Source organism: Marinococcus halophilus, from assembly GCF_900166605.1.
In the GTDB taxonomy this organism is placed as follows: Bacteria; Bacillota; Bacilli; order Bacillales; family Marinococcaceae; genus Marinococcus; species Marinococcus halophilus.
This window is the reverse complement of sequence record NZ_FVZD01000006.1, coordinates 1,156,604-1,175,334: the sequence shown is the minus strand read 5'-3', so window position 1 is coordinate 1,175,334 and position 18,731 is coordinate 1,156,604. Positions and strand designations below refer to the sequence as shown.

General features: G+C 50.3%; 21 protein-coding genes. 1 reads left to right on the top strand and 20 read right to left on the bottom strand.

Annotation, left to right across the window (positions count from 1 at the left end):
- Nucleotides 1-8: 8 nt before the first annotated feature.
- From B5066_RS12025 to smc, 13 genes are all read right to left on the bottom strand, one after another.
- A complete protein-coding gene (locus tag B5066_RS12025; RefSeq protein ID WP_079476148.1) occupies nucleotides 9-785 on the bottom strand; it encodes a ribonuclease HII in 777 nt (258 codons plus the stop codon).
- 19 nt (nucleotides 786-804) lie between these two features.
- Nucleotides 805-1,668 carry a ribosome biogenesis GTPase YlqF gene (gene ylqF, locus B5066_RS12020; RefSeq protein WP_079476147.1) on the bottom strand — a complete coding sequence of 288 codons (864 nt, stop codon included), beginning with the start codon at nucleotides 1,666-1,668 and terminating at the stop codon, nucleotides 805-807.
- A gap of 19 nt (nucleotides 1,669-1,687) precedes the next feature.
- Nucleotides 1,688-2,248, bottom strand: coding sequence for a signal peptidase I (lepB, locus tag B5066_RS12015; protein ID WP_079476146.1), 561 nt, complete (start codon nucleotides 2,246-2,248; stop codon nucleotides 1,688-1,690).
- Between the two features lie 85 nt (nucleotides 2,249-2,333).
- A complete protein-coding gene (gene rplS, locus B5066_RS12010; RefSeq protein ID WP_022792749.1) occupies nucleotides 2,334-2,678 on the bottom strand; it encodes a 50S ribosomal protein L19 in 345 nt (114 codons plus the stop codon).
- Nucleotides 2,679-2,809: 131 nt separating this feature from the next.
- The gene (gene trmD, locus B5066_RS12005) at nucleotides 2,810-3,502 is read right to left on the bottom strand and encodes a tRNA (guanosine(37)-N1)-methyltransferase TrmD (RefSeq protein ID WP_079476145.1); all 693 of its coding nucleotides are present in this window, start codon (nucleotides 3,500-3,502) and stop codon (nucleotides 2,810-2,812) included.
- Complete coding sequence (gene rimM / locus B5066_RS12000) at nucleotides 3,499-4,023, bottom strand: ribosome maturation factor RimM (protein ID WP_079476144.1); 525 nt, start codon at nucleotides 4,021-4,023, stop codon at nucleotides 3,499-3,501. The genes trmD and rimM overlap by 4 nt, the downstream gene beginning before the upstream one ends.
- Nucleotides 4,010-4,438: a YlqD family protein gene (locus B5066_RS11995; RefSeq protein WP_079476143.1), complete on the bottom strand. Its 429-nt coding sequence runs from the start codon at nucleotides 4,436-4,438 to the stop codon at nucleotides 4,010-4,012. The genes rimM and B5066_RS11995 overlap by 14 nt, the downstream gene beginning before the upstream one ends.
- A 34-nt stretch (nucleotides 4,439-4,472) precedes the next feature.
- Nucleotides 4,473-4,712: a KH domain-containing protein gene (locus tag B5066_RS11990; RefSeq protein ID WP_079476142.1), complete on the bottom strand. Its 240-nt coding sequence runs from the start codon at nucleotides 4,710-4,712 to the stop codon at nucleotides 4,473-4,475.
- Nucleotides 4,713-4,860: 148 nt separating this feature from the next.
- Entirely contained in the window at nucleotides 4,861-5,133 is a 273-nt protein-coding gene (gene rpsP, locus B5066_RS11985) for a 30S ribosomal protein S16 (protein ID WP_079476141.1), read from the bottom strand.
- Nucleotides 5,134-5,223: 90 nt separating this feature from the next.
- On the bottom strand, nucleotides 5,224-6,567 hold the full coding sequence (gene ffh / locus B5066_RS11980; RefSeq protein WP_079476140.1) for a signal recognition particle protein: 1,344 nt from the start codon (nucleotides 6,565-6,567) through the stop codon (nucleotides 5,224-5,226).
- Entirely contained in the window at nucleotides 6,567-6,911 is a 345-nt protein-coding gene (locus B5066_RS11975; protein WP_079476139.1) for a putative DNA-binding protein, read from the bottom strand. Before B5066_RS11975 ends, ffh begins: the two co-directional genes overlap by 1 nt.
- A gap of 90 nt (nucleotides 6,912-7,001) precedes the next feature.
- Nucleotides 7,002-8,075, bottom strand: a complete 1,074-nt coding sequence (gene ftsY / locus B5066_RS11970; protein ID WP_079476138.1) for a signal recognition particle-docking protein FtsY — start codon at nucleotides 8,073-8,075, stop codon at nucleotides 7,002-7,004.
- A gap of 12 nt (nucleotides 8,076-8,087) precedes the next feature.
- The gene (gene smc, locus B5066_RS11965; RefSeq protein ID WP_158219054.1) at nucleotides 8,088-11,651 is read right to left on the bottom strand and encodes a chromosome segregation protein SMC; all 3,564 of its coding nucleotides are present in this window, start codon (nucleotides 11,649-11,651) and stop codon (nucleotides 8,088-8,090) included.
- A gap of 237 nt (nucleotides 11,652-11,888) precedes the next feature.
- On the opposite strand from smc, the gene B5066_RS11960 reads away from it, so the two are divergent.
- A complete protein-coding gene (locus B5066_RS11960; RefSeq protein ID WP_079476136.1) occupies nucleotides 11,889-12,113 on the top strand; it encodes a DUF1128 domain-containing protein in 225 nt (74 codons plus the stop codon).
- 50 nt (nucleotides 12,114-12,163) lie between these two features.
- Here the strand turns inward: B5066_RS11960 and rnc are convergent, their stop codons facing one another.
- The 7 genes from rnc to recG form a co-directional block, all read right to left on the bottom strand.
- Nucleotides 12,164-12,919 (bottom strand): ribonuclease III, encoded by a 756-nt coding sequence (gene rnc / locus B5066_RS11955; protein WP_371862224.1) that lies wholly within the window; start codon nucleotides 12,917-12,919, stop codon nucleotides 12,164-12,166.
- A gap of 82 nt (nucleotides 12,920-13,001) precedes the next feature.
- On the bottom strand, nucleotides 13,002-13,232 hold the full coding sequence (gene acpP / locus B5066_RS11950) for an acyl carrier protein (RefSeq protein WP_027847178.1): 231 nt from the start codon (nucleotides 13,230-13,232) through the stop codon (nucleotides 13,002-13,004).
- Nucleotides 13,233-13,320: 88 nt separating this feature from the next.
- Nucleotides 13,321-14,067: a 3-oxoacyl-[acyl-carrier-protein] reductase gene (gene fabG / locus B5066_RS11945; protein ID WP_079476135.1), complete on the bottom strand. Its 747-nt coding sequence runs from the start codon at nucleotides 14,065-14,067 to the stop codon at nucleotides 13,321-13,323.
- Nucleotides 14,064-15,011 carry an ACP S-malonyltransferase gene (gene fabD / locus B5066_RS11940; RefSeq protein ID WP_079476134.1) on the bottom strand — a complete coding sequence of 316 codons (948 nt, stop codon included), beginning with the start codon at nucleotides 15,009-15,011 and terminating at the stop codon, nucleotides 14,064-14,066. Before fabD ends, fabG begins: the two co-directional genes overlap by 4 nt.
- Nucleotides 15,012-15,022: 11 nt before the next feature.
- Nucleotides 15,023-16,003, bottom strand: a complete 981-nt coding sequence (plsX, locus tag B5066_RS11935; RefSeq protein WP_079476133.1) for a phosphate acyltransferase PlsX — start codon at nucleotides 16,001-16,003, stop codon at nucleotides 15,023-15,025.
- A 12-nt stretch (nucleotides 16,004-16,015) separates the two neighbouring features.
- Nucleotides 16,016-16,588: a transcription factor FapR gene (fapR, locus tag B5066_RS11930; RefSeq protein WP_079476132.1), complete on the bottom strand. Its 573-nt coding sequence runs from the start codon at nucleotides 16,586-16,588 to the stop codon at nucleotides 16,016-16,018.
- Nucleotides 16,589-16,656: 68 nt separating this feature from the next.
- Complete coding sequence (gene recG, locus B5066_RS11925) at nucleotides 16,657-18,702, bottom strand: ATP-dependent DNA helicase RecG (protein WP_079476131.1); 2,046 nt, start codon at nucleotides 18,700-18,702, stop codon at nucleotides 16,657-16,659.
- Between the last annotated feature and the right edge of the window lie 29 nt (nucleotides 18,703-18,731).

Sequence of the window (18,731 nt, the reverse complement as noted above, 5' to 3'; positions counted from 1 at the left end):
CTCTCCTTTTACGGGCGGTGGAATCCGGCCACCGGCTGAAACGAGTACCGGTGAATGGCGCATCCTCCCAGACGCTTCAGGCCGTCCAGGTGATTCCGGGTACCATAGCCCTTGTTGCTGGCAAAATCGTAATCCGGATAGAGCGTATGGTAATACTGCATGTAACGGTCCCTTTCCACCTTCGCCAGAATGGAAGCAGCCGCAATCGACACGCTCCGGCTGTCGCCCTGTACCAGCGACTGCTGTTCAATATGCAGTGGAAGGGCCATTGCATCTACAAGCAGGGCGTCTGGCGCAGGTTCAAGGTTTGCGACAGCCGTCCGCATTGCTTTTTTGGTTGCCTGATATATATTCAGGCGGTCGATTTCGTCCGCTTCGATATGTACTACACTCCAGGCGACGGCCGCCTCTTTAATCTTTGTTTCGAGCTCTTCCCTTTTTTTGGCGGAAAGCGTTTTGGAGTCATTTACCTCTGTCAGGCTGAAATCTTCCGGCAGCACAACGGCAGCGGTAGTCACCGGCCCGGCGAGCGGACCGCGTCCGACTTCATCCACTCCAGCTACCGTTTGAAAACCCCGGCTCCAATATTCCTGTTCAAACGAAAGCCGGCGATAAAAGTCTTCGTACTTTTCCCGCTGCTGCTTCTGCCGCCTGGCGTACCGCTGCAGTTCCTTCTGGACGCCGGCCCGGGAGTCCTCCTTCCAGGCCTCCAGAAGTCCCGCATCCGGCTTTTCGTTTGTTTGCAAATACTCCTTTACAGCTGTTATCGTCCATTTCTCCAACATTTTCACCTCTGCTGCTCAATTATTCGCTTGCTTCATCATACGGGCGCTCGAGACTGATCCGGCCGAGCAGTCCACCGCGAAACTCGCGCACGACCATTTCACCTGCTTTTTCATAATCAATTTCCGCTCCTGCAAGAAGCGCCCCCCGCTTGCGGCCGATATCTTCAAACCATTCAAGCGACGTTTCCCTAGGCTTATCCTCGAGGCCGAAACGCTGAAGCAGCTTTTCAGGGTAATACTCCTGGCAGATGCCGATAATAAAATAAGCAATGTCCTGCAGGTCCAGAAGTTCATCTTTGATGGCCCCCGTCGCTGCAAGACGTTCACCGACATAGGGATCTTCAAACTTTGGCCAAAGAATCCCCGGGGTGTCGAGCAGGTCCATCTCCTTGCCCATCTTCAGCCACTGCTGATTTTTCGTAATTCCGGGACGATCGCCAATTTTAGCTGTTTTTTTGCCGATCCACTGATTGATCAGCGTTGATTTCCCGACATTGGGGATACCAATAATCATGGCCCGGATGGCACGCGGTTTAATGCCTTTTCTTTTCCACCTGGCCTGAAGACGCTCCGTCTGCTGAAGCGCTGCTTCTTTAATTACGTGCAGACCTTTCTTATGCTTAGAATCCACGTCCACCGCCTCAATACCCTGATCGCGGTAATACTGCTTCCATTCTTCTGTCACTTTCGGGTCAGCCAGGTCCGCCTTGGTTAATACAATGACCGACGGCTTGTCCTGAATAATCGTTTCAAGCAGTGGATTCCTGGAGGAGCGGGGGATTCTTGCATCAGCAAGCTCAATCACCACGTCCACCTGTTTTAATTTGCTCTGCACTTCTTTTTGTGCTTTATCCATATGTCCCGGATACCATTGAATGTCCATATTTCAGCCTCCTTTCAAATTAAAATGAGGACGTCCACATATGGTTGAGCGGCCAGAATGTGAGGACCGCTTCTCCCACAATCTCTTCTTCCTCCACCAGTCCAATGGCCCTCGAGTCATAGCTGTTCGGGCGGTTATCCCCCATCACAAACACTTCTCCCTCGGGGATACGGCTCCGGCCTGTTTTTTCCTTCAGCGTAAAGTCAGTCGTCGCCGGGAGAGGTCCAGCTGCCAGGGTTTTTTTATCGAGAAAAGGCTCGTCCATCTGCTCTCCGTTAATAAAAAGCTTATCATTCCTATATTCAAGCGTATCTCCCGGCAGCCCGATGATTCGTTTAATGTAATCATCTTTATCATTTGCATGGAAAACGACCACATCAAAACGATCCCATTCGTGCAGCCATTTGCTTGTTTTGTTCAACAGCATCCGGTCGTCATCATGAATGGTAGGCTCCATTGATTCGCCTTTCACAACGACTGGAGCTACAAACAGCCAGCGGGCTGCGAGTGCAATAAGTAATGCGATCATAATTACTGTCAGAAGATGCAGCCAATTGATGGGATAGCGGCGTTCATTCATGCGGTCGATTCCTTTCTTTATATAGTTTAGCCGTATGAAAAAAGCTGCAGACGGAATACTCCGCTGCAGCTTTTTTTCCTGTGTCTTATCGAAGTTCTTTAATACGCGCAGCTTTTCCACGCAGGTTACGGAGATAGTACAATCTAGCTTGACGTACTTTACCGCGGCGTTTCACTTCAATCTTATCGATTCTTGGGGAATGAAGCGGAAGAGTTCTCTCTACGCCAATTCCGTAAGAAACTTTACGCACGGTGAAAGACTCGCTGATGCCTCCGCCGCGACGTTTGATAACGACGCCCTGAAACACCTGTACACGTTCACGGGAGCCCTCGACAACTTTCAAGTGCACTGCTACAGTGTCACCTGGGCGAAAGTCCGGGAGATCCGATTTTAACTGTTCTTTCGTTATGTCGCGAATAAGTTGTTGCATTTGTATTCGCCTCCTTCTCTCGCATGCTCTTGTCCACGATGAAAACAGCGGAGCACCGTAATTGATGACTATTTAGTCACAAAATGAATCATAGCACATTCCACCAGCGGAATCAACCGCCGGATTTACGTCTAATCGGTATATTTTTCCCAAAGATCCGGCCGGCGTTCCTTTGTTCTCTTGATCGCCTCGTTTTGCCGCCATTCAGCAATTTTCCCGTGATCACCGGACAGTAGAATGTCCGGCACCGTCATCCCGCGGAAATCCGCGGGACGGGTGTACTGCGGATATTCCAGAAGGCCGTTTTCAAATGAATCCGTATGGGCGGACTGTTCATTGCCGAGCACCCCGGGCAAAAGGCGCGTGATGCTGTCTGCCATAACCATGGCACCGAGCTCGCCGCCGGTCATCACAAAATCCCCTATCGAGTATTCGTCCGTAATCAAATGCTCCCTTATCCGTTCATCATAGCCTTCATAATGCCCGCAGATGAACATCAGCCGCTCTTCGCCGGCAAGCTCCCGGGCGTCCTCCTGCTTGAACGGCTTTCCCTGCGGGCAGAGAAGAATTACACGGTCTGGGAGAGCTTCGCCCTGATTTTTTACCTGATCGGCAGCGTCGAACACCGGCTGCGGCTTTAACACCAGGCCTGCGCCTCCGCCGTACGGGTAATCATCGACCTTATTATGCTTATCCTCTGTATAATCCCGGATATCATGAGTATGAAAGGACACGTGTCCTCTTTCAGCGGCCCGGGCAAGAATAGAGTGATTGAACACACTTTCAAACATCCCCGGAAACAGAGTTAAAAAATCCATTCTCATTCCGGCAGCATTCCTTTCATTATTCGTACGGTGATACGTTTTTTAGCCACGTCCACGTGCTGAACGACTTCTTCGATATACGGAAGCAGAATGTCCTGCCGGCCTTCTGCCGGTTCCACGACCCATACATCATTTGCTCCCGGAGTGAGGATTTCTTTTACATAGCCGAGATGGCTGCCTTCTTCCGTGTAAACGTCTGCGTCAATAATTTCATGAAAATAAAATTCTTCTTCCTTGAGCGGGGCCAGCGCCGTTTCCGGCACAGAAAGAGCAGCGTTTTTCATCCAGTCTACATCGTCAATGGAGTTGTACCCTTCAAAGGTAAGCAGGATAAACTGTTTATGCGGACGGGAGCTTTTAATAACCAGTGGTTCATAGCCGGTTTCCGCCTCATTATTTTCCACATATATCTCCTGCCCCGGCTGAAACCGTTCCTCTTCAAAGTCGCTGACAGATTTCACCCTGACTTCTCCCCGCACCCCGTGGGTATTCACAATCGTACCTACATTAAACCATTCCATTTTCGTCACTCGCTTTGTGTTTTGATCTGATTTCTTTTACAATGCCTTCTTCCACAACAATGGTGCCCCAGTGCTCGCCTTCATGCCACTGGCTTCCCACTTCGATGTCAAACATCACTTCCGTAGTGCCAAAGGACAGCTCCGATCCGATCGAAAGGTGCTCGAGCTGATTCTGCAGAAAATACAGCTGCTGCAGCTCTTCTTTGCGCTTTTCAATTTCTTTGTTGAATTTATCCATAGCCGACCAGCGCCCATTTTCTGTCTCCCGCTCCTTATTCTGCTTTTGCTTTTGAAAGCGGAGCTGTTCCGTTTCTTCCTGGAGCCGGGACTTCTGCTGTTCGTATTTTTCCTGCAGCTCTTCCTTTAATGTTTGCGTCAGAATGTGGTGAACATTCATTTTCTTTATTACACGCACTGTATCACCTCTTCTAAGGCCCCGAAGCGGCAGCTTATTTTTGGTCGTTTAACAGGGTAAGGCGGACCTTTTTCCCTTCAGCTGAGGCCTTCGCCTGCAGCAGCGTCCTTATTGCCTGAATTGTTTTTCCCTGCCGGCCGATGACTTTCCCTGCATCTTCCGGGTGGACCCTCACTTCAATAAGCGTCCGCCCGTTCTCTTCTGAGGCTGTCATACTTATATCATCGGGATAATCCACGATCCGCTCGAGTATTATGTAGGCAAAAGATTTCATCCACTCATCCTTTCCTGATATGTATTATTTTATCATAAACGGGCGGTTTCCGGCGCATTTCTGCCGGCTGGCTGCCAGCATAAAAAAAGACCGCCTGCCCCGCTCACTTCATAAGGAAATGGCGAATCCAGACGATCCTTTTACATCATTACTTTGCGTGCTTTTCGTTGTGAAGACGGGTCATAAGACCTTCCTGCGAAAACAGGTTACGTACAGTATCCGATGGTTTAGCACCGTCGAGCATCCACTTAAGAGCTTTCTCTTCGTTCACGTGGAACTCGGCAGGATTAGTCAGCGGGTTGTACGTACCGATTTCTTCGATAAAACGTCCATCACGTGGAGCCCGGGAGTCCGCTACTACCAAACGGTAGAAAGGACGCTTGTTCGAGCCCATGCGCTTTAATCTAATGCGCGTTGCCATATGCAAACACCTCCATTTTTTTCTCACATTTGCTTATTATAATAGCTTCTTTACGAGCTGTAAAGTGTTTTTCCTTGCCATATAAAATTTTTACATAAACGGCAGAGAAAAATTGCCCTTTTTCTTGCCTTTTTGCTGTGAAGTCATCTGTTTCATCATTTTTTTCATATCTTCAAACTGCTTGAGCAGCCGGTTCACGTCCTGGATGGTTGTGCCGCTTCCTTTAGCAATCCGGCGCTTGCGGCTTGCGTTCATTAGGGACGGCTGCTGGCGTTCCTGTTTGGTCATTGAACGCACGATCGCTTCCACCCGCGTAATCTGGTTGTCATCCATCTGTACGTTTTTAAGGCCTTTCATTTTGCCGGCCCCCGGGATCATGCTCATAATATCTTCCATCGATCCCATGTTACGCACCTGGCCGAGCTGTTCCAGGAAGTCGTCAAACGTCAGGTCCTGCGAACGCATTTTCTTTTCAAGCTCTTTGGCTTTGTCTTCATCCACATTGGTTTGTGCTTTTTCAATCAGGGAAAGCATGTCTCCCATGCCGAGAATCCTTGAAGCCATACGTTCCGGGTGAAATGGCTCAATGGCATCAATCTTCTCGCCAGTACCGGCAAATTTGATCGGTTTATCCGTCACCGACTTTACCGACAGCGCCGCCCCGCCGCGGGTATCCCCGTCAAGCTTCGTCAACGTAACGCCGGTGATGCCGAGCTGTTCATTAAAGCTTTCTGCAACGTTAACTGCATCCTGGCCGGTCATCGAATCTACGACAAGCATAATTTCATCGGGGTTGACTGCTTCTTTCATGCGCTGCAGCTCATCCATTAACGAATCATCCACGTGCAGACGCCCCGCCGTATCAATAAACAGATAGTCATAGTGCTCTTCTTTGGCTTTGGCAAGCGACTGTTTAGCGATATCAACCGGATCCGCTTCGGTTCCAAGAGAGAAAACCGGCATGTTTAACTGCCGGCCGAGTGTTTCTAACTGGTCGATCGCAGCCGGCCGGTAAACGTCGGCGGCAGCCATTAAGGGCTGGCGGTTTTTGTTTTTGCGTAAATAATTTGCAATTTTTGCAGAAGTCGTCGTTTTCCCGGCGCCCTGCAGACCAACCATCATTACTACCGTCGGCCCTTTAGCCGCCTTTGCTATTTCAGCCTGTTCGCCGCCCATCAGCTGCGTCAGCTCTTCATTAACGACCTTGACCACCTGCTGGCCCGGCGTTAAGCTCTTCATCACTTCCTGGCCGGTAGCACGGTCTTTCACACTGTTAACGAACTGTTTTACCACCTTGTAGTTGACGTCCGCTTCAAGCAGCGCAAGCCGTACTTCACGCATCATTGCCTTAACGTCTTCATCCGTGACTTTCCCACGGCTTTTCATATGGTCAAACGTGGACTGGAGACGTTCGCCTAATCCTTCAAATGCCATTACGAAACCCCTTCCTCTTCTAATTTTTCCAGTGTATCTATCAATTCAAGCAGCTGTGTTTTCCGGTTGTCATCAGGAACAAGCGTTTTTAACTGCTCGAATAATGCCAGACGCTCCTGGTATTTTTTATATAGGCCAAGCTTTTTTTCGTACTCTTCAAGCATTGCTTCCGTGCGCCGGATATTGTCGTAAACAGCCTGGCGGCTGACGTTAAATTCCTCCGAAATTTCGCCCAGCGAAAAGTCGTCTAAATAATATCTTTCCAAATAGAGCCGCTGCTTGTTCGTCAGCAGCGGCTGGTAAAAATCAAACAGCGAATTCATGCGAACGGTTTTTTCGAGCATGCAGACCACCTCTGGCGTTAAGTGCAATTACTTTACAGTTCATCTTACGAATCACAGCAGTTCTTGTCAAGAAATTGCCTGGCACGGAAACTATCTGTCTTCCGCATCCGCCGGTGCCTGTTCAATCATATCCTTAAACAGTCCATAAACGAAATCTTCCGCTTCAAACGGCTGGAGGTCGTCGAGTTTTTCTCCGAGTCCGACCATTTTTACCGGAATGTTTAATTCATTGCGGATCGCCATCACGATACCACCTTTGGCAGTACCATCAAGCTTCGTTAATATAATGCCCGAAACCTCTGTCGCTTCCCGGAAGGTTTTGGCCTGACTCATCGCGTTCTGCCCTGTCGTAGCATCCAGTACGAGCAGCACTTCGTGAGGTGCCTCGGGAATTTCCCGCGTAATTACCCGCTTTACTTTCGCAAGTTCATTCATTAAATTGACTTTATTCTGCAAACGGCCCGCTGTATCACAGAGAAGCACGTCTGCCTGCCTTGATTTCGCCGACTTGATCGCATCATAAATGACAGCCGCCGGGTCACTTCCAGCCTGCTGCTTGATAACGTCTACTCCGGCGCGCTCTCCCCAGCCTTCCAGCTGTTCAATCGCTCCGGCACGAAACGTGTCTCCTGCGGCTAGTACGACCTTCTTTCCTTCTGCTTTCATCTGGTGGGCCATTTTCCCAATTGTTGTCGTTTTCCCAACGCCGTTCACACCTACAAAAAGCATGACGGTCATTCCGTCCGGATTCATGTTCAGTTTAGAGTCTTCGCCAGTCCGATCCAGTTTTTCCGCCATTTTTTCAGTAATCAGCGGAGTAAGTTTTTCTGTAGTGCGTATATTTTTTAAAAGCGATTCATTTCGCAGCTCGTCGATGATTTCCATCACCGTTTCCACTCCAACGTCTGAGCTGATCAAAATTTCTTCGAGTTCTTCAAAGAAATCTTCATTTACTTCGCGGTACTGGGCGAACAATTCGTTCATTGCTTCGGAAAATGACGATCTCGTTTTCGCTAGTCCTTCACGGAACCGGCTTGAAAGCGAGGCGCGTCGTTCTTCCTGCCGTCCCTGCTCATTTTCCCCTGATTCTTTTGCTCCCTGCTTCGCTTCTTCTTCCGCCGCTTCTCCGGCCATTCGTTTTTTTAATCGCTGAAAAAGACTCATGCTTTTCACTCCTTACACTTCCAGTAGTTCATCCGCTTCTTCCAAACGGACAGAGACCATTTTTGACACTCCGGATTCTTCCATCGTAATTCCATAGAGAACATCGGCTTCTTCCATTGTTGCTTTGCGATGGCTGATGACAATAAACTGAGTCGTTTCACTGAACGAGCGCAGATACTTCGCAAACCGTACGAGATTAGCTTCATCAAGTGCGGCTTCTACTTCATCGAGCACACAGAACGGAGCCGGCTTCACTTTAATAATGGCAAACAGCAGAGCTATAGCCGTCAAGGCCTTCTCCCCGCCTGAAAGCAGGGATAAGTGCTGTTTCTTTTTACCCGGCGGGCGGGCGGAAATATCCACTCCCGTATGAAGCAGGTTCTCCGGCTCCGTCAGCACCAGGTCTGCTTCTCCGCCGCCGAACAGCTTCACAAAGACGTGCTGAAATTCTGCACGGATGGCGTGGTACGTAGCTGCAAAACGCTCTGTCACCTCGGCGTCCATTTCATCGATCACATTCTGCAGCGACTCCCGCGCCTCCATCAGGTCCTCCTGCTGGCTGTTTAAAAAGCGGTGGCGTTCTGTGACCCGCTCGCATTCATCAATCGCTCCGAGGTTGACAGTGCCAAGCTCTTCAATGCCGAGCTGGAGCAGGTGTACCTCATTTCTTGCCTGCTCCGCGCTTACAGCCAGCGTATGCTTTTGCTTCGCCCGTTCAAACGACAGTTCATATTCGGACTGCAGATAGGTGATTTTATTTTCCAGCGCCACGTCGAGGCGGTTCATGCGCACTGTCGTTTCGTGCAGGCGTTCCCGGCTCTCCTGATAACGGTCATTCTGGACGGAGGCTGTTGCTTCTATCTGTTCTGCATCCCGGGCCGTACGCGCCTTTTGATCGTTGATCCGTTCCTGGAGGCGCTCAATCTCAGCCTTGGCATTGCTGGCTTCTTTCACCAGTTGATCCCAGTCGTGCCCGCTGCGGTCATTATTCAAATGCTCTTCCCAGGAGACAGCCCGCTCTTTTCGTTCCGCCACCGCCTGTTCAAGCTCTTCTTTTTCTCTATGCAGCCGTTCTTTTTCTTTTTGTTGAGCGGATACATTCTCCCGCAGTGCCGCTGTCCGTACTTTCTCATCTGTTTCCTGCTCACGCAGCGACGCTTCTTCCTTATCCCGCTTTGAGTATTCCTGTTCGAGCTTGTCGATTGAGGATTTTAACTCCGAAAGGGTTTTTTCCACTCTCTTCCGGCTTCCTTCAAGCACCTGCAGCCGCTCTTCCAGACGTTCCTTCTCTTCTTCTAGCGACTCGTATTCCCGGTCAAACATACCAAGACGGGAATCAAGGCGGTCATGCTCCTGCTCGCTTTTGCGGCGCATCTCTTTTTTTTCCTCGAGCTGGCTGCTGTATTCGAGGGCTTTCTGCTGCTTTTCGCCGGCGGTTTCTTTCTGCTTTTTTGCAGCCTGTTTCGTCTGCTCCACTGTTTTTTCCCAGTCTGCAGTCTTTTTTTCTATGTCTGATAAATTGTCTTTTAACTCCCGAAGTTCACGCTGCTTTTCGAGAAGCGTTCCCTTTTGATTCTGTGTTTTCCCCCCGCTCATCGAGCCTCCGGGGTTTACGACGTCCCCCTCGAGGGTAACGATACGAAGCTTATAGCTGCATGCTGCTGCCAGCCGGTTCGCCGTTTCCAGCTGGTCCACCACAAAAATGTGTCCGAGCAGCTGGTCGCGGATGTGCTCGTATCCCGGGCGCACCTGCACGAGCTCTCCGGCAGTGCCGATAAAACCGGAAAACGACCGGGCCTTGTCATAGCTGGCCCGGTCTGCCCGCCTCGGCCGCACTGTTTCAGAAGGAAGCAGGGTTGCCCGTCCCTTTTGGTGCCTGCGCAGAAACGCAATCGCTTCACGGGCATCCTTTTCGGTCCGGGTTACAATATGCTGCAGCGATGCCCCGAGAGCCGTTTCCATCGCCTCCACGTATGCCGCAGGCACATCGATCAGCTCTGCCACTGAACCGATAATGCCCGCAAGCTTCTGTTCCCGGGCTTTCAAAATTTCTTTAGCACCTTGATAATAGCCGGAGTATTCCTCCTGCATTTCTTCAAGCATCCGGATTTTTGATTTTTTTTCGTCCACGTACCGATACGCTTTATACAGCTTATCTTCCTGTTCTTTCAATTTTTCTTCCAGGCGCTCTTCTTCGCTGCGCGCCGCTTCTGCATCCGCACGTGCATTTTCTGTTTGCTGCAAGAGCGATTCTTCTTCTTTTTTCCGTTTCTCCACGATCTGCCCGGAGCTCCGGCGTTCTTCAAGAAATGATTGGTTATCCTCTTTCAGCGCGTTCATGCGTCGTTCGAGGGAAGATTTCTGATCTGTCACATAACGAGTCTCGTTGCCAATAGAGGCCTGCTCATTCAGCCGGTCAATGTACTCACTTTTTTCTTCTTCAAGCTCCTTCCCATTCATTTCCTGGTAGGAGCGCAGCTGCTTTTGGACAGCCTGCAGAGAATTCATTGCGCTGTTGAGCGCTTCGTTCTCCTTTTCATACCGGTCTCTTTGTTCCCGGTAGGCGTTTGCAACCCCGCTCAGCTTCGTTTCGTCTTCTTCAAGCGCTTTTTTCTCCGCCTCCAGCTTTTCAGCCGCATGCTTTCCCTGCTCGTTGGAAAGATTACGATCCCCTTCGCGTTTTTCAAGGTTTCTGGCCGCTTTCACATAGCCGCTCTGCACCTGCTGGTGGAACCGGGCGAGCAGGGCTTCGAGCCTCCGGGCTTTCCGGGCAGCCGCTTCAGTCTCTTCTTTTTTCTGTTTCCAGCGATCATTGTTCTCTTTTTCCATTTTTTCTTCCTGCTGGGCTGTTTTCCACTCAGAGTGCAGTTCTTCAATTTCATGTACAAGTAGAGCTGATTCCAGGGATTCAAGCTCCTCCCGTTTTTCCAGATAATCTTTCGCAGCAGAGGCCTGGATTTGAAGCGGCTCCATCTGCTCGTTCAACTCATGCAGAATATCCTTTACCCGGTGCAGATTCGCCTCTGTGGATTCAAATTTCCGTTCGGCCTCCTGCTTGCGCTGCTTATATTTCAGTACGCCGGAGGCCTCCTCAAACATTGCGCGCCGCTCTTCCGGGCGGCTGTTTAACACTTCTTCGACCCGGCCCTGGCCAATAATTGAAAACGATTCTTTCCCCATGCCGGAATCCATAAACAGGTCGATAATATCTTTACGACGGCATTTTGTCCGGTTCAGCAGATATTCACTTTCACCGGAACGGTACAGCCGGCGTGTCACGCTGATTTCACTGTATTCATACGGGAGGCCTCCACCCTCGTTATCAAGCACAAGCGTTACTTCCGCAATATTCAGCCCACGGCGCGTGTCACTTCCCGAAAAAATCACGTCTTCCATCCGGGCGCCCCGTAGGGAACGGGCCGACTGTTCCCCAAGCACCCAGCGGATGCTGTCGGAAATATTGCTTTTTCCGCTGCCGTTTGGTCCCACTACGGTCGTTATGCCGGGATTAAAGTCAATATGTAAACGGTCGGCAAACGATTTAAATCCTTTGATTTCTATTCGTTTCAGGAACAAAGGTATGCCCCCTCTTATTTTATAGTATGCTCCAAAAGCTTTAGCCACTGTGCTTCACTATTTATATTTTATCACACCACGCACACCGGCAGAACTCGATCTAAATCCCCCTTTGTCAAACGAAGGAAAAACCACTACAATAATAATAACGTTGTCATGAAAACACCGCGAGGGTTCTTATAAAGAAATGAACCGCAAGGGTTTAAACTGGACGGAGTGGAGGAGAAAAAAATCGCTATGAGTTTAGAACAAGCAAGCCGTGATAACCTGGATTATATGATTACCGACCTGCAGAAAAAACTACAGATCGTCAATGTCTCCGTAATGCAGCCGGAACATTTTGATGTCGATCAATACCATGAGATTAAAGAAATCTACGACATGGTAGATGCCAAAGATAATATAAGCGTCAGCGAAATGCAGGCCATCGTTTCTGAGCTCGGCCACCTGCGCAAGGGCTGAACCGCACATTTAAACAACCGCCAATTGCTGGCGGTTGTTTTTTAATTCTTCTATTCACGGCGCTGCAGCTGTTCAAGCGTGGCCTGCGCTGCCCGCTGTTCCGCTTCTTTTTTTGATCTTCCGCGGCCGGTGCCGACGCGGGTTTCGTTTACCGAAACAGCAGAAGAAAATTCCCTGTTATGGGCCGGCCCCTGCTCATCGGTAATTTCATAGGAAATAACACCAAGGTTTTCTTTTTGAACAAATTCCTGCAGCTGACTTTTGTAATCAGCCGTAACGGAAAAAGCTCCTTCATCAAGCTTCGGAAACACGAAGCGTTCCAGAAACTGTTCGACGTTTGAAAGCCCCTGATCAAGATACATTGCACCAACAAACGACTCAAACACGTCTGCGAGCAGCGCCGGACGGGTACGGCCTCCGGTCATTTCTTCGCCTTTGCCCATCAGGACCACGTTCCCAAATTGCAATTCCTCGGCCAAGCTAGCTAGCGATGCTTCACATACCATTGCAGCGCGTAGTTTTGTCATATCGCCTTCCGTCATGGAAGGAAATTCGCGGAACAAATGGTTGGAAACCGCCAGCTCCAATACAGCATCGCCGAGAAATTCCAAACGTTCATTATCTTTTACGTGTTTCATTCGATGTTCATTCACATAGGAAGAATGGGTGAAAGCCTGCCTCAGCAGCTGTTCGTCTGCAAATGAAACCTGAAGCTCCCGGAGAATGGACTGCATGAGTTCATGCTGTCTGGTGGTAAATACTGCTTTCTCCCTGGACTGGTTTTTGGACGATGTAGGTTTTGGCACAAAAGGTCCTCCCTTAAACTAATTTCGGGGTATTACATAGAAAAGCCCAGCCCGCTTTCACAGGACGTGGGCTTGCTTTCTATTACTGCTTCTCTATGTAATTAATTACATCACCGACTGTTTGAATTTTTTCTGCTTCTTCATCAGAAATTTCCAGATCAAATTCATCTTCCAGCTCCATGACTAATTCGACTACATCGAGAGAGTCCGCGCCGAGGTCTTCCTTAAAGGTCGCGTCTTTATTTACGTTCGCTTCATCCACCCCGAGGTGGTCTGCTACGATTTTTTTTACACGTTCCAACGTATCTGCCATTCCATTCACCTCCTTCAAAGAATCGTTTCGGCTTCACCCCGTTCATTCCACTTCCTGCCGTGAATGAAACCGCTGTGTCACCGACATTTTATGGCATTACCATGCCGCCGTCAACATGAAGCGTCTGGCCAGTCATATATTTGGCGCTGTCTGAAGCCAGAAACAATACAGTATTGGCTACGTCTTCCGCATCCCCAAGCTTTTGCAACGGGATCTGCTGCATCATTTGCTCTTTAGTTCCTTCTTCAAGCTCCTCTGTCATTTCCGTCGAGATGAATCCGGGGGCGACAGCGTTCACGCGGATATTTCTTGAAGCAAGTTCACGGGCGAGCGTTTTCGTAAGTCCCACGACTCCAGCTTTTGATGCCGTATAGTTTGCCTGGCCGGGGTTGCCGGTTGTACCAACGACAGAGGCCATATTGATGATTGTTCCGCCCCGTTTTTTCATCATCGGCCTAGCCGCGGCCCGGGACGTCAAAAATACACTCTTTAAATTCGTGTCGATTACGTCGTCCCACTCGTCTTCTTTCATGCGCATTAACAGGTTGTCTTTCGTAATACCGGCATTGTTTACAAGTACGTCGATACCGCCGAATTCCTCTGTTACTTGTTTAAGCATTTCTTTTACATCCGATTCGCTCGACACATCGGCCTGGATAACGAGCGTTTTCACCCCGTGCTTCCCGCACTGCGAAGCGGTATCCTCGGCTTTTTCCCGGCTGCCGGCATAGTTGATGGCAACGTTCGCCCCCTGAGCCGCAAAGCCGAGGGCAATGGCCCTGCCAATACCTCTCGAGGCACCCGTTACAAGCACGCTTTGTCCTTCAAAATTCATGACGATGCACTCCTTTTTTCGAGCCATTTGTCTAACGATGCTTCGTCCTGCACTGCATGTACATCCAGGCCGCGGCGCTGAATCCGCCGGATCATCCCGCTCAGAACATTGCCCGGGCCGATTTCCACAAACTCCGTTGCACCAAGGTCAATCAGGCGGCGAATCGAATCCTCCCAGTGGACGGGAGAAGTCACCTGGGCAATCAACTGCTGGCGGATCGCAGATGGATCCGTCGTTTCTTTCGCATCCACGTTTGCTACAAGCGGCCGGCGCGGTGCGCGAATTTCTACATTTTGCAGCGCCTCTGCCAGTTTTTCCTCCGCCGGCTTCATAAATGAAGAATGAAACGGGCCGCTTACCTGCAGCGGAACTACTTTTTTCGCCCCTCGCTCAGGGCCGTGTTCCTCCACATAACTCACACCTTCCCGGCTTCCGGAGATGACTATCTGTCCGGGCGCGTTCAGGTTGGCCAGCTGCACTTTATCTGCGGCTTCTGTCGCTTCCTCCACAAGCTTCTGCAGATCTTCACGCTCCATGCCCATGACGGCGGCCATGGTTCCCTTACCATCAGCATCTGCTTCGGCCATCCATTTTCCACGCTTTGCTACGACAGAAACAGCGTCTGCGAATTTAAGCGCCCCATTAGCCACCAGCGCAGAGTATTCCCCGAGGCTGTGGCCGGCTGTGTAATCTGCCTGTAGTCCCTGCTCCTCCACAAGTGCATGGAGAGCAGCGCTCATTGTAAGCAGCGCCGGCTGGGTGTATTCTGTCTGGGTTAATGTCTCCTCCGGTCCGTTGAACATAATATTGGTCAGGCTGTACCCGAGCGCTTCATCTGCTTCCTGAAATACCGTGCGGGCAACCGGAGTGTGATCATACAGCTCTTTTCCCATTCCAACAAACTGGGACCCCTGTCCCGGAAATATAAAAGCGGTTTTTCCCATTGTGAAGCCTCCTACTCTTCTAAATGCTGCTGCATAAGGTGTGTCACATTTTCCTGGGCCATCTGCCGGGCCTGGCGGATCGAGTGGTACACGGAGATGTGATCAGACGAACCGTGGCACTTGATCAGCGGAGCCTGCAGCCCCACGAGTGTAGCGCCGCCGTGATGGGAATAATTCATTTTTTCCCGCAGGTGCATCAGTCCTGTTTTCATCATAGCAGCAGCCAGCTTTGTCCGCAGGCTTGCCATGAATTCTTTTTTCAGCAGAGAAAACAGCGTGGATGCGGTCCCTTCAATAGATTTCAGCACGAGGTTTCCAGAAAAGCCGTCGCAGACCGCTACGTCACAGACGTCGTCGAGCAAATCCCTCGATTCTACATTCCCGACAAAATTAATTGGGGCATGCTCGAGCAATTCATACGTCTCTTTCATTAAATTATTGCCTTTGCCTTTCTCTGTTCCAATATTAACAAGCCCGACCCGCGGCTTTTCAACTCCCCGCACCAGCTGCATATATGTACTGCCTAAAATCGCATGCTGATACAGGTGACTCGCCTTTGCATCCATATTAGCCCCGGCATCAAGCAGAAGAAAGCCCGTGCCGTCCACCGTAGGGAGTGTCGGAGCGAGAGCTGGCCGTTCCACGCCGTGTATTCTGCCAATGTGCAAAAGTCCGGCCGTCATAAAGGCGCCGGTGTTGCCGCACGAAATACCAGCCACTGCCCGTCCCTCTTTCACTTCCTGCACAGCCAGTACCATGGAGGACTGTTTTTTGCGACGGATTGCTTTTGTCGGGGATTCATCTCCGTCAATCACTTCATCGGTATGCAAAATATCAATCCGCTCCGTCTTGGATAAATGCTTTTTAATCTGGGACTCAGAGCCCACCAGTGTGATTTCAATATCTTTAAAAGCTTGTACAGCAGCCATTGCTCCCGCCACCTGGGCTTTAGGAGAATGATCGCCGCCCATTGCATCGACTACAATTCTCATTTTTTAGTCTCCTTATTCACTCACCGGAGCAGCGTGGGAGCGGTACATGACGAAGTCGCCCTGAAACACTTCTTCCCCCTGCACGCGGCTTGTCACCGTAACATATGTTTTTCTTTCGGTCTTTTTTGTAACGACCGCTTTTGAAATAATTCGTTCTCCCAGAAGTACCTGCCGGTTGAATTCCAGCGAAGAACGCATCGTAAGCGCCAGATCATCGTTGATCACAGCCACAGCCAGCGAATTCGCCTGCGCAAACAGATAATGGCCGCGTGCAATGCCATTCCTTGAGAAAACGTGATCTTCCGTAATCTCAAGCATGCTGATCGCTTCGCGGTCCAGATGGAGGTCAATAACCTCGCCAATCACTTCGTCAAGCGGCAGCGCCTTTACTTCATCAAGCCTTTCCTTGGCTACGTGCTTGATTCTCTCCCGGTGCTCCGGGATCGAAAGCTCCAGGCGGTCCAGACGAACCGTCTGTACACTTACCTGAAACGACCGGGCAAGTGCTTCATCAGTAATAAAAGGGTTCGAGGCAATAACAGCCTGAAGCTCTTCCTGTCTTGCCTTTTTATTTTTTCGGGCCATTTTAATCATCCACTTCTATGAGTAGGTACTAATAGTAGTATATAGACCGATTTCTTTCATTTCAACCACTAATCCAGTTTATCTTTTTGAAAAGCTCCCGCCTCCTCAAGATATTCCCGGAGACCCAGATACTTTTCATCCTTCCAGAACACTTCGCTGCGGATTAACTTAGCCGCATCGTCCCGGGCGGTTTCGAGAGCTTTAAAATCGTGGACCACATCGGCAATTTTAAACTCGGGCAGGCCGCTCTGCTTTTTTCCGAAAAAGTCTCCCGGGCCCCGAAGCTCCAGATCTTTCTCTGACAGCACAAAGCCGTCTTCGGTCTCCTGCATGATACTCATTCTCTCCTGGCCGGTTTCGGATTTTGGATCAGCCAACAGTACACAGTAGGACTGATGCTCCCCGCGACCGACACGCCCCCGCAGCTGGTGCAGCTGGGAAAGGCCGAAACGCTCTGCATCATAAATTACCATCATCGTGGCATTCTGGACGTTTACGCCAACCTCAACCACCGTCGTTGAAACGAGAATGTCCAGCTCATGGGCAGCAAACCGCTGCATCACGTCTTCCTTTTCCTCCGCCGGGAGCCGGCCGTGCATGAGGCCGACCCGGTAACCCGGAAAAAACTGCATTAGCTGGGCGTGCACATCAATCGCATTTTGCACGTCGAGCGCTTCCGACTCTTCAATAAGCGGACAGATCACATACGCCTGCCTTCCCTGGTCGATTTCTTTCTGCACGAAACGAAGCACCCGCTCCAGCATCTGCGGCTTGGCCCAATACGTTTCAATCGGTTTTCGCCCGGGAGGCATCTCATCAATCACGGATACGTCCATATCTCCGTATACGCTGATAGCAAGCGTCCGGGGTATCGGAGTTGCGGTCATAAACAATACGTCCGGGTCCTCTCCCTTTTCTTTAAGGATCCGGCGCTGGCCTACCCCGAACCGGTGCTGCTCATCGGTAATGACAAGCTTCAGGTTATTAAACTGTACGGGCTCCTGAATGAGGGCGTGGGTTCCGATAATAATATCAATGGTGCCATCAGTGATGCGTTCATACACGTTACGTTTTTCCTTCTGCCGCATGGAGCCGGTCAGCAGGCCGACGGTCACCTCTGTGCCTGCAAATAGCTCCTCAAGAGATTCATAGTGCTGCTCGGCGAGAATCTCTGTAGGCACCATCAGCGCTGATTGTGCCTTGCCTGTAAACACCGCCTGCATGGCAATAGAGGCCACTACCGTTTTCCCGGAGCCAACGTCCCCCTGCAGGAGGCGGTTCATCCTTATAGGGGCTTCAATATCCTCCAGGATTTCCCGCACTACTCTTTTTTGCGCATTCGTCAGCGGAAACGGAAGCTGTTTTTCAAAAGCTGCCGTGGCCTCTGCATCATACACAAACGGCTGAGCTGAGGCCGACTGCCGTTCCATCCGTTTAAACATCTGCATTTTCAGCTGAAAAAACAGCAGTTCTTCATAGACATATCGTCTTCTTGCGTGCTTCAGCTCCTCCCGGCTCCTTGGCTGGTGCAGCGCCTGAAAGGTCTCAGGCTTTCCTGGAAGACGGTACCTTTCCCGTATTTCCCCGGGCAGGTTTTCAGGCACTATCTGATAGACGTGCTTTACCGCCTCTGCCTGAATCCGCTGCATCTGTTTGACCGTCAGGCTGCCCGCCACACTGTATATTGGCTCAAGCTGTTTTGCCGGATCAGGGGCGCCGGCCCGAAAGTCCTGAACCGATATCGTAAGACGATGTTTATCCCATTTGCCGGTGATCGTCACCTGTTTACCGACTTCTATCTGCTTTTTTAAAAACGCCCGGTTAAAAAACACAGCGGTCACCAGTAAATGGTCAATTAAAATCCGCACCGTCATCCGGGACTTTTTTTTGCCGAAAAAGCGCACTGACGGCTCCGACTGCACTTCGCCGGTAATTGTCACTTTTTCCTGATGCTTCAATTCTTCTATAGGAACCACTTCGTGGTTTTCGTATCGATAGGGGAAATGGTGAAGCAGGTCATTTATGGTGGTGATACCAAGCTGTTCGAGCTCCCGTTGTTTTTCTTCTCCTACACCTCTTAAGTCAGAGACAGGTGATTGAAGTATGGAATTCATAAACCGTCCCTTCCTTCCTGCTTTTGCTT

Excerpts from the sequence above, each read along its gene's own strand:
- fapR (WP_079476132.1), bottom strand. The coding sequence starts at position 16,588 with ATGGCCCGAAAAAATAAAAAGGCAAGACAGGAAGAGCTTCAGGCTGTT.
- ftsY (WP_079476138.1), bottom strand. The coding sequence starts at position 8,075 with ATGAGTCTTTTTCAGCGATTAAAAAAACGAATGGCCGGAGAAGCGGCG.
- acpP (WP_027847178.1), bottom strand. The coding sequence starts at position 13,232 with ATGGCAGATACGTTGGAACGTGTAAAAAAAATCGTAGCAGACCACCTC.
- recG (WP_079476131.1), bottom strand. The coding sequence starts at position 18,702 with ATGAATTCCATACTTCAATCACCTGTCTCTGACTTAAGAGGTGTAGGA.
- plsX (WP_079476133.1), bottom strand. The coding sequence starts at position 16,003 with ATGAGAATTGTAGTCGATGCAATGGGCGGCGATCATTCTCCTAAAGCC.
- fabG (WP_079476135.1), bottom strand. The coding sequence starts at position 14,067 with ATGAATTTTGAAGGACAAAGCGTGCTTGTAACGGGTGCCTCGAGAGGT.
- rimM (WP_079476144.1), bottom strand. The coding sequence starts at position 4,023 with ATGGAATGGTTTAATGTAGGTACGATTGTGAATACCCACGGGGTGCGG.
- ylqF (WP_079476147.1), bottom strand. The coding sequence starts at position 1,668 with ATGGACATTCAATGGTATCCGGGACATATGGATAAAGCACAAAAAGAA.
- rplS (WP_022792749.1), bottom strand. The coding sequence starts at position 2,678 with ATGCAACAACTTATTCGCGACATAACGAAAGAACAGTTAAAATCGGAT.
- ffh (WP_079476140.1), bottom strand. The coding sequence starts at position 6,567 with ATGGCATTTGAAGGATTAGGCGAACGTCTCCAGTCCACGTTTGACCAT.
- lepB (WP_079476146.1), bottom strand. The coding sequence starts at position 2,248 with ATGAATGAACGCCGCTATCCCATCAATTGGCTGCATCTTCTGACAGTA.
- B5066_RS11960 (WP_079476136.1), top strand. The coding sequence starts at position 11,889 with ATGAGTTTAGAACAAGCAAGCCGTGATAACCTGGATTATATGATTACC.
- B5066_RS12025 (WP_079476148.1), bottom strand. The coding sequence starts at position 785 with ATGTTGGAGAAATGGACGATAACAGCTGTAAAGGAGTATTTGCAAACA.
- B5066_RS11990 (WP_079476142.1), bottom strand. The coding sequence starts at position 4,712 with ATGAAATCTTTTGCCTACATAATACTCGAGCGGATCGTGGATTATCCC.
- fabD (WP_079476134.1), bottom strand. The coding sequence starts at position 15,011 with ATGGGAAAAACCGCTTTTATATTTCCGGGACAGGGGTCCCAGTTTGTT.
- trmD (WP_079476145.1), bottom strand. The coding sequence starts at position 3,502 with ATGAGAATGGATTTTTTAACTCTGTTTCCGGGGATGTTTGAAAGTGTG.
- B5066_RS11975 (WP_079476139.1), bottom strand. The coding sequence starts at position 6,911 with ATGCTCGAAAAAACCGTTCGCATGAATTCGCTGTTTGATTTTTACCAG.
- rpsP (WP_079476141.1), bottom strand. The coding sequence starts at position 5,133 with ATGGCAACGCGCATTAGATTAAAGCGCATGGGCTCGAACAAGCGTCCT.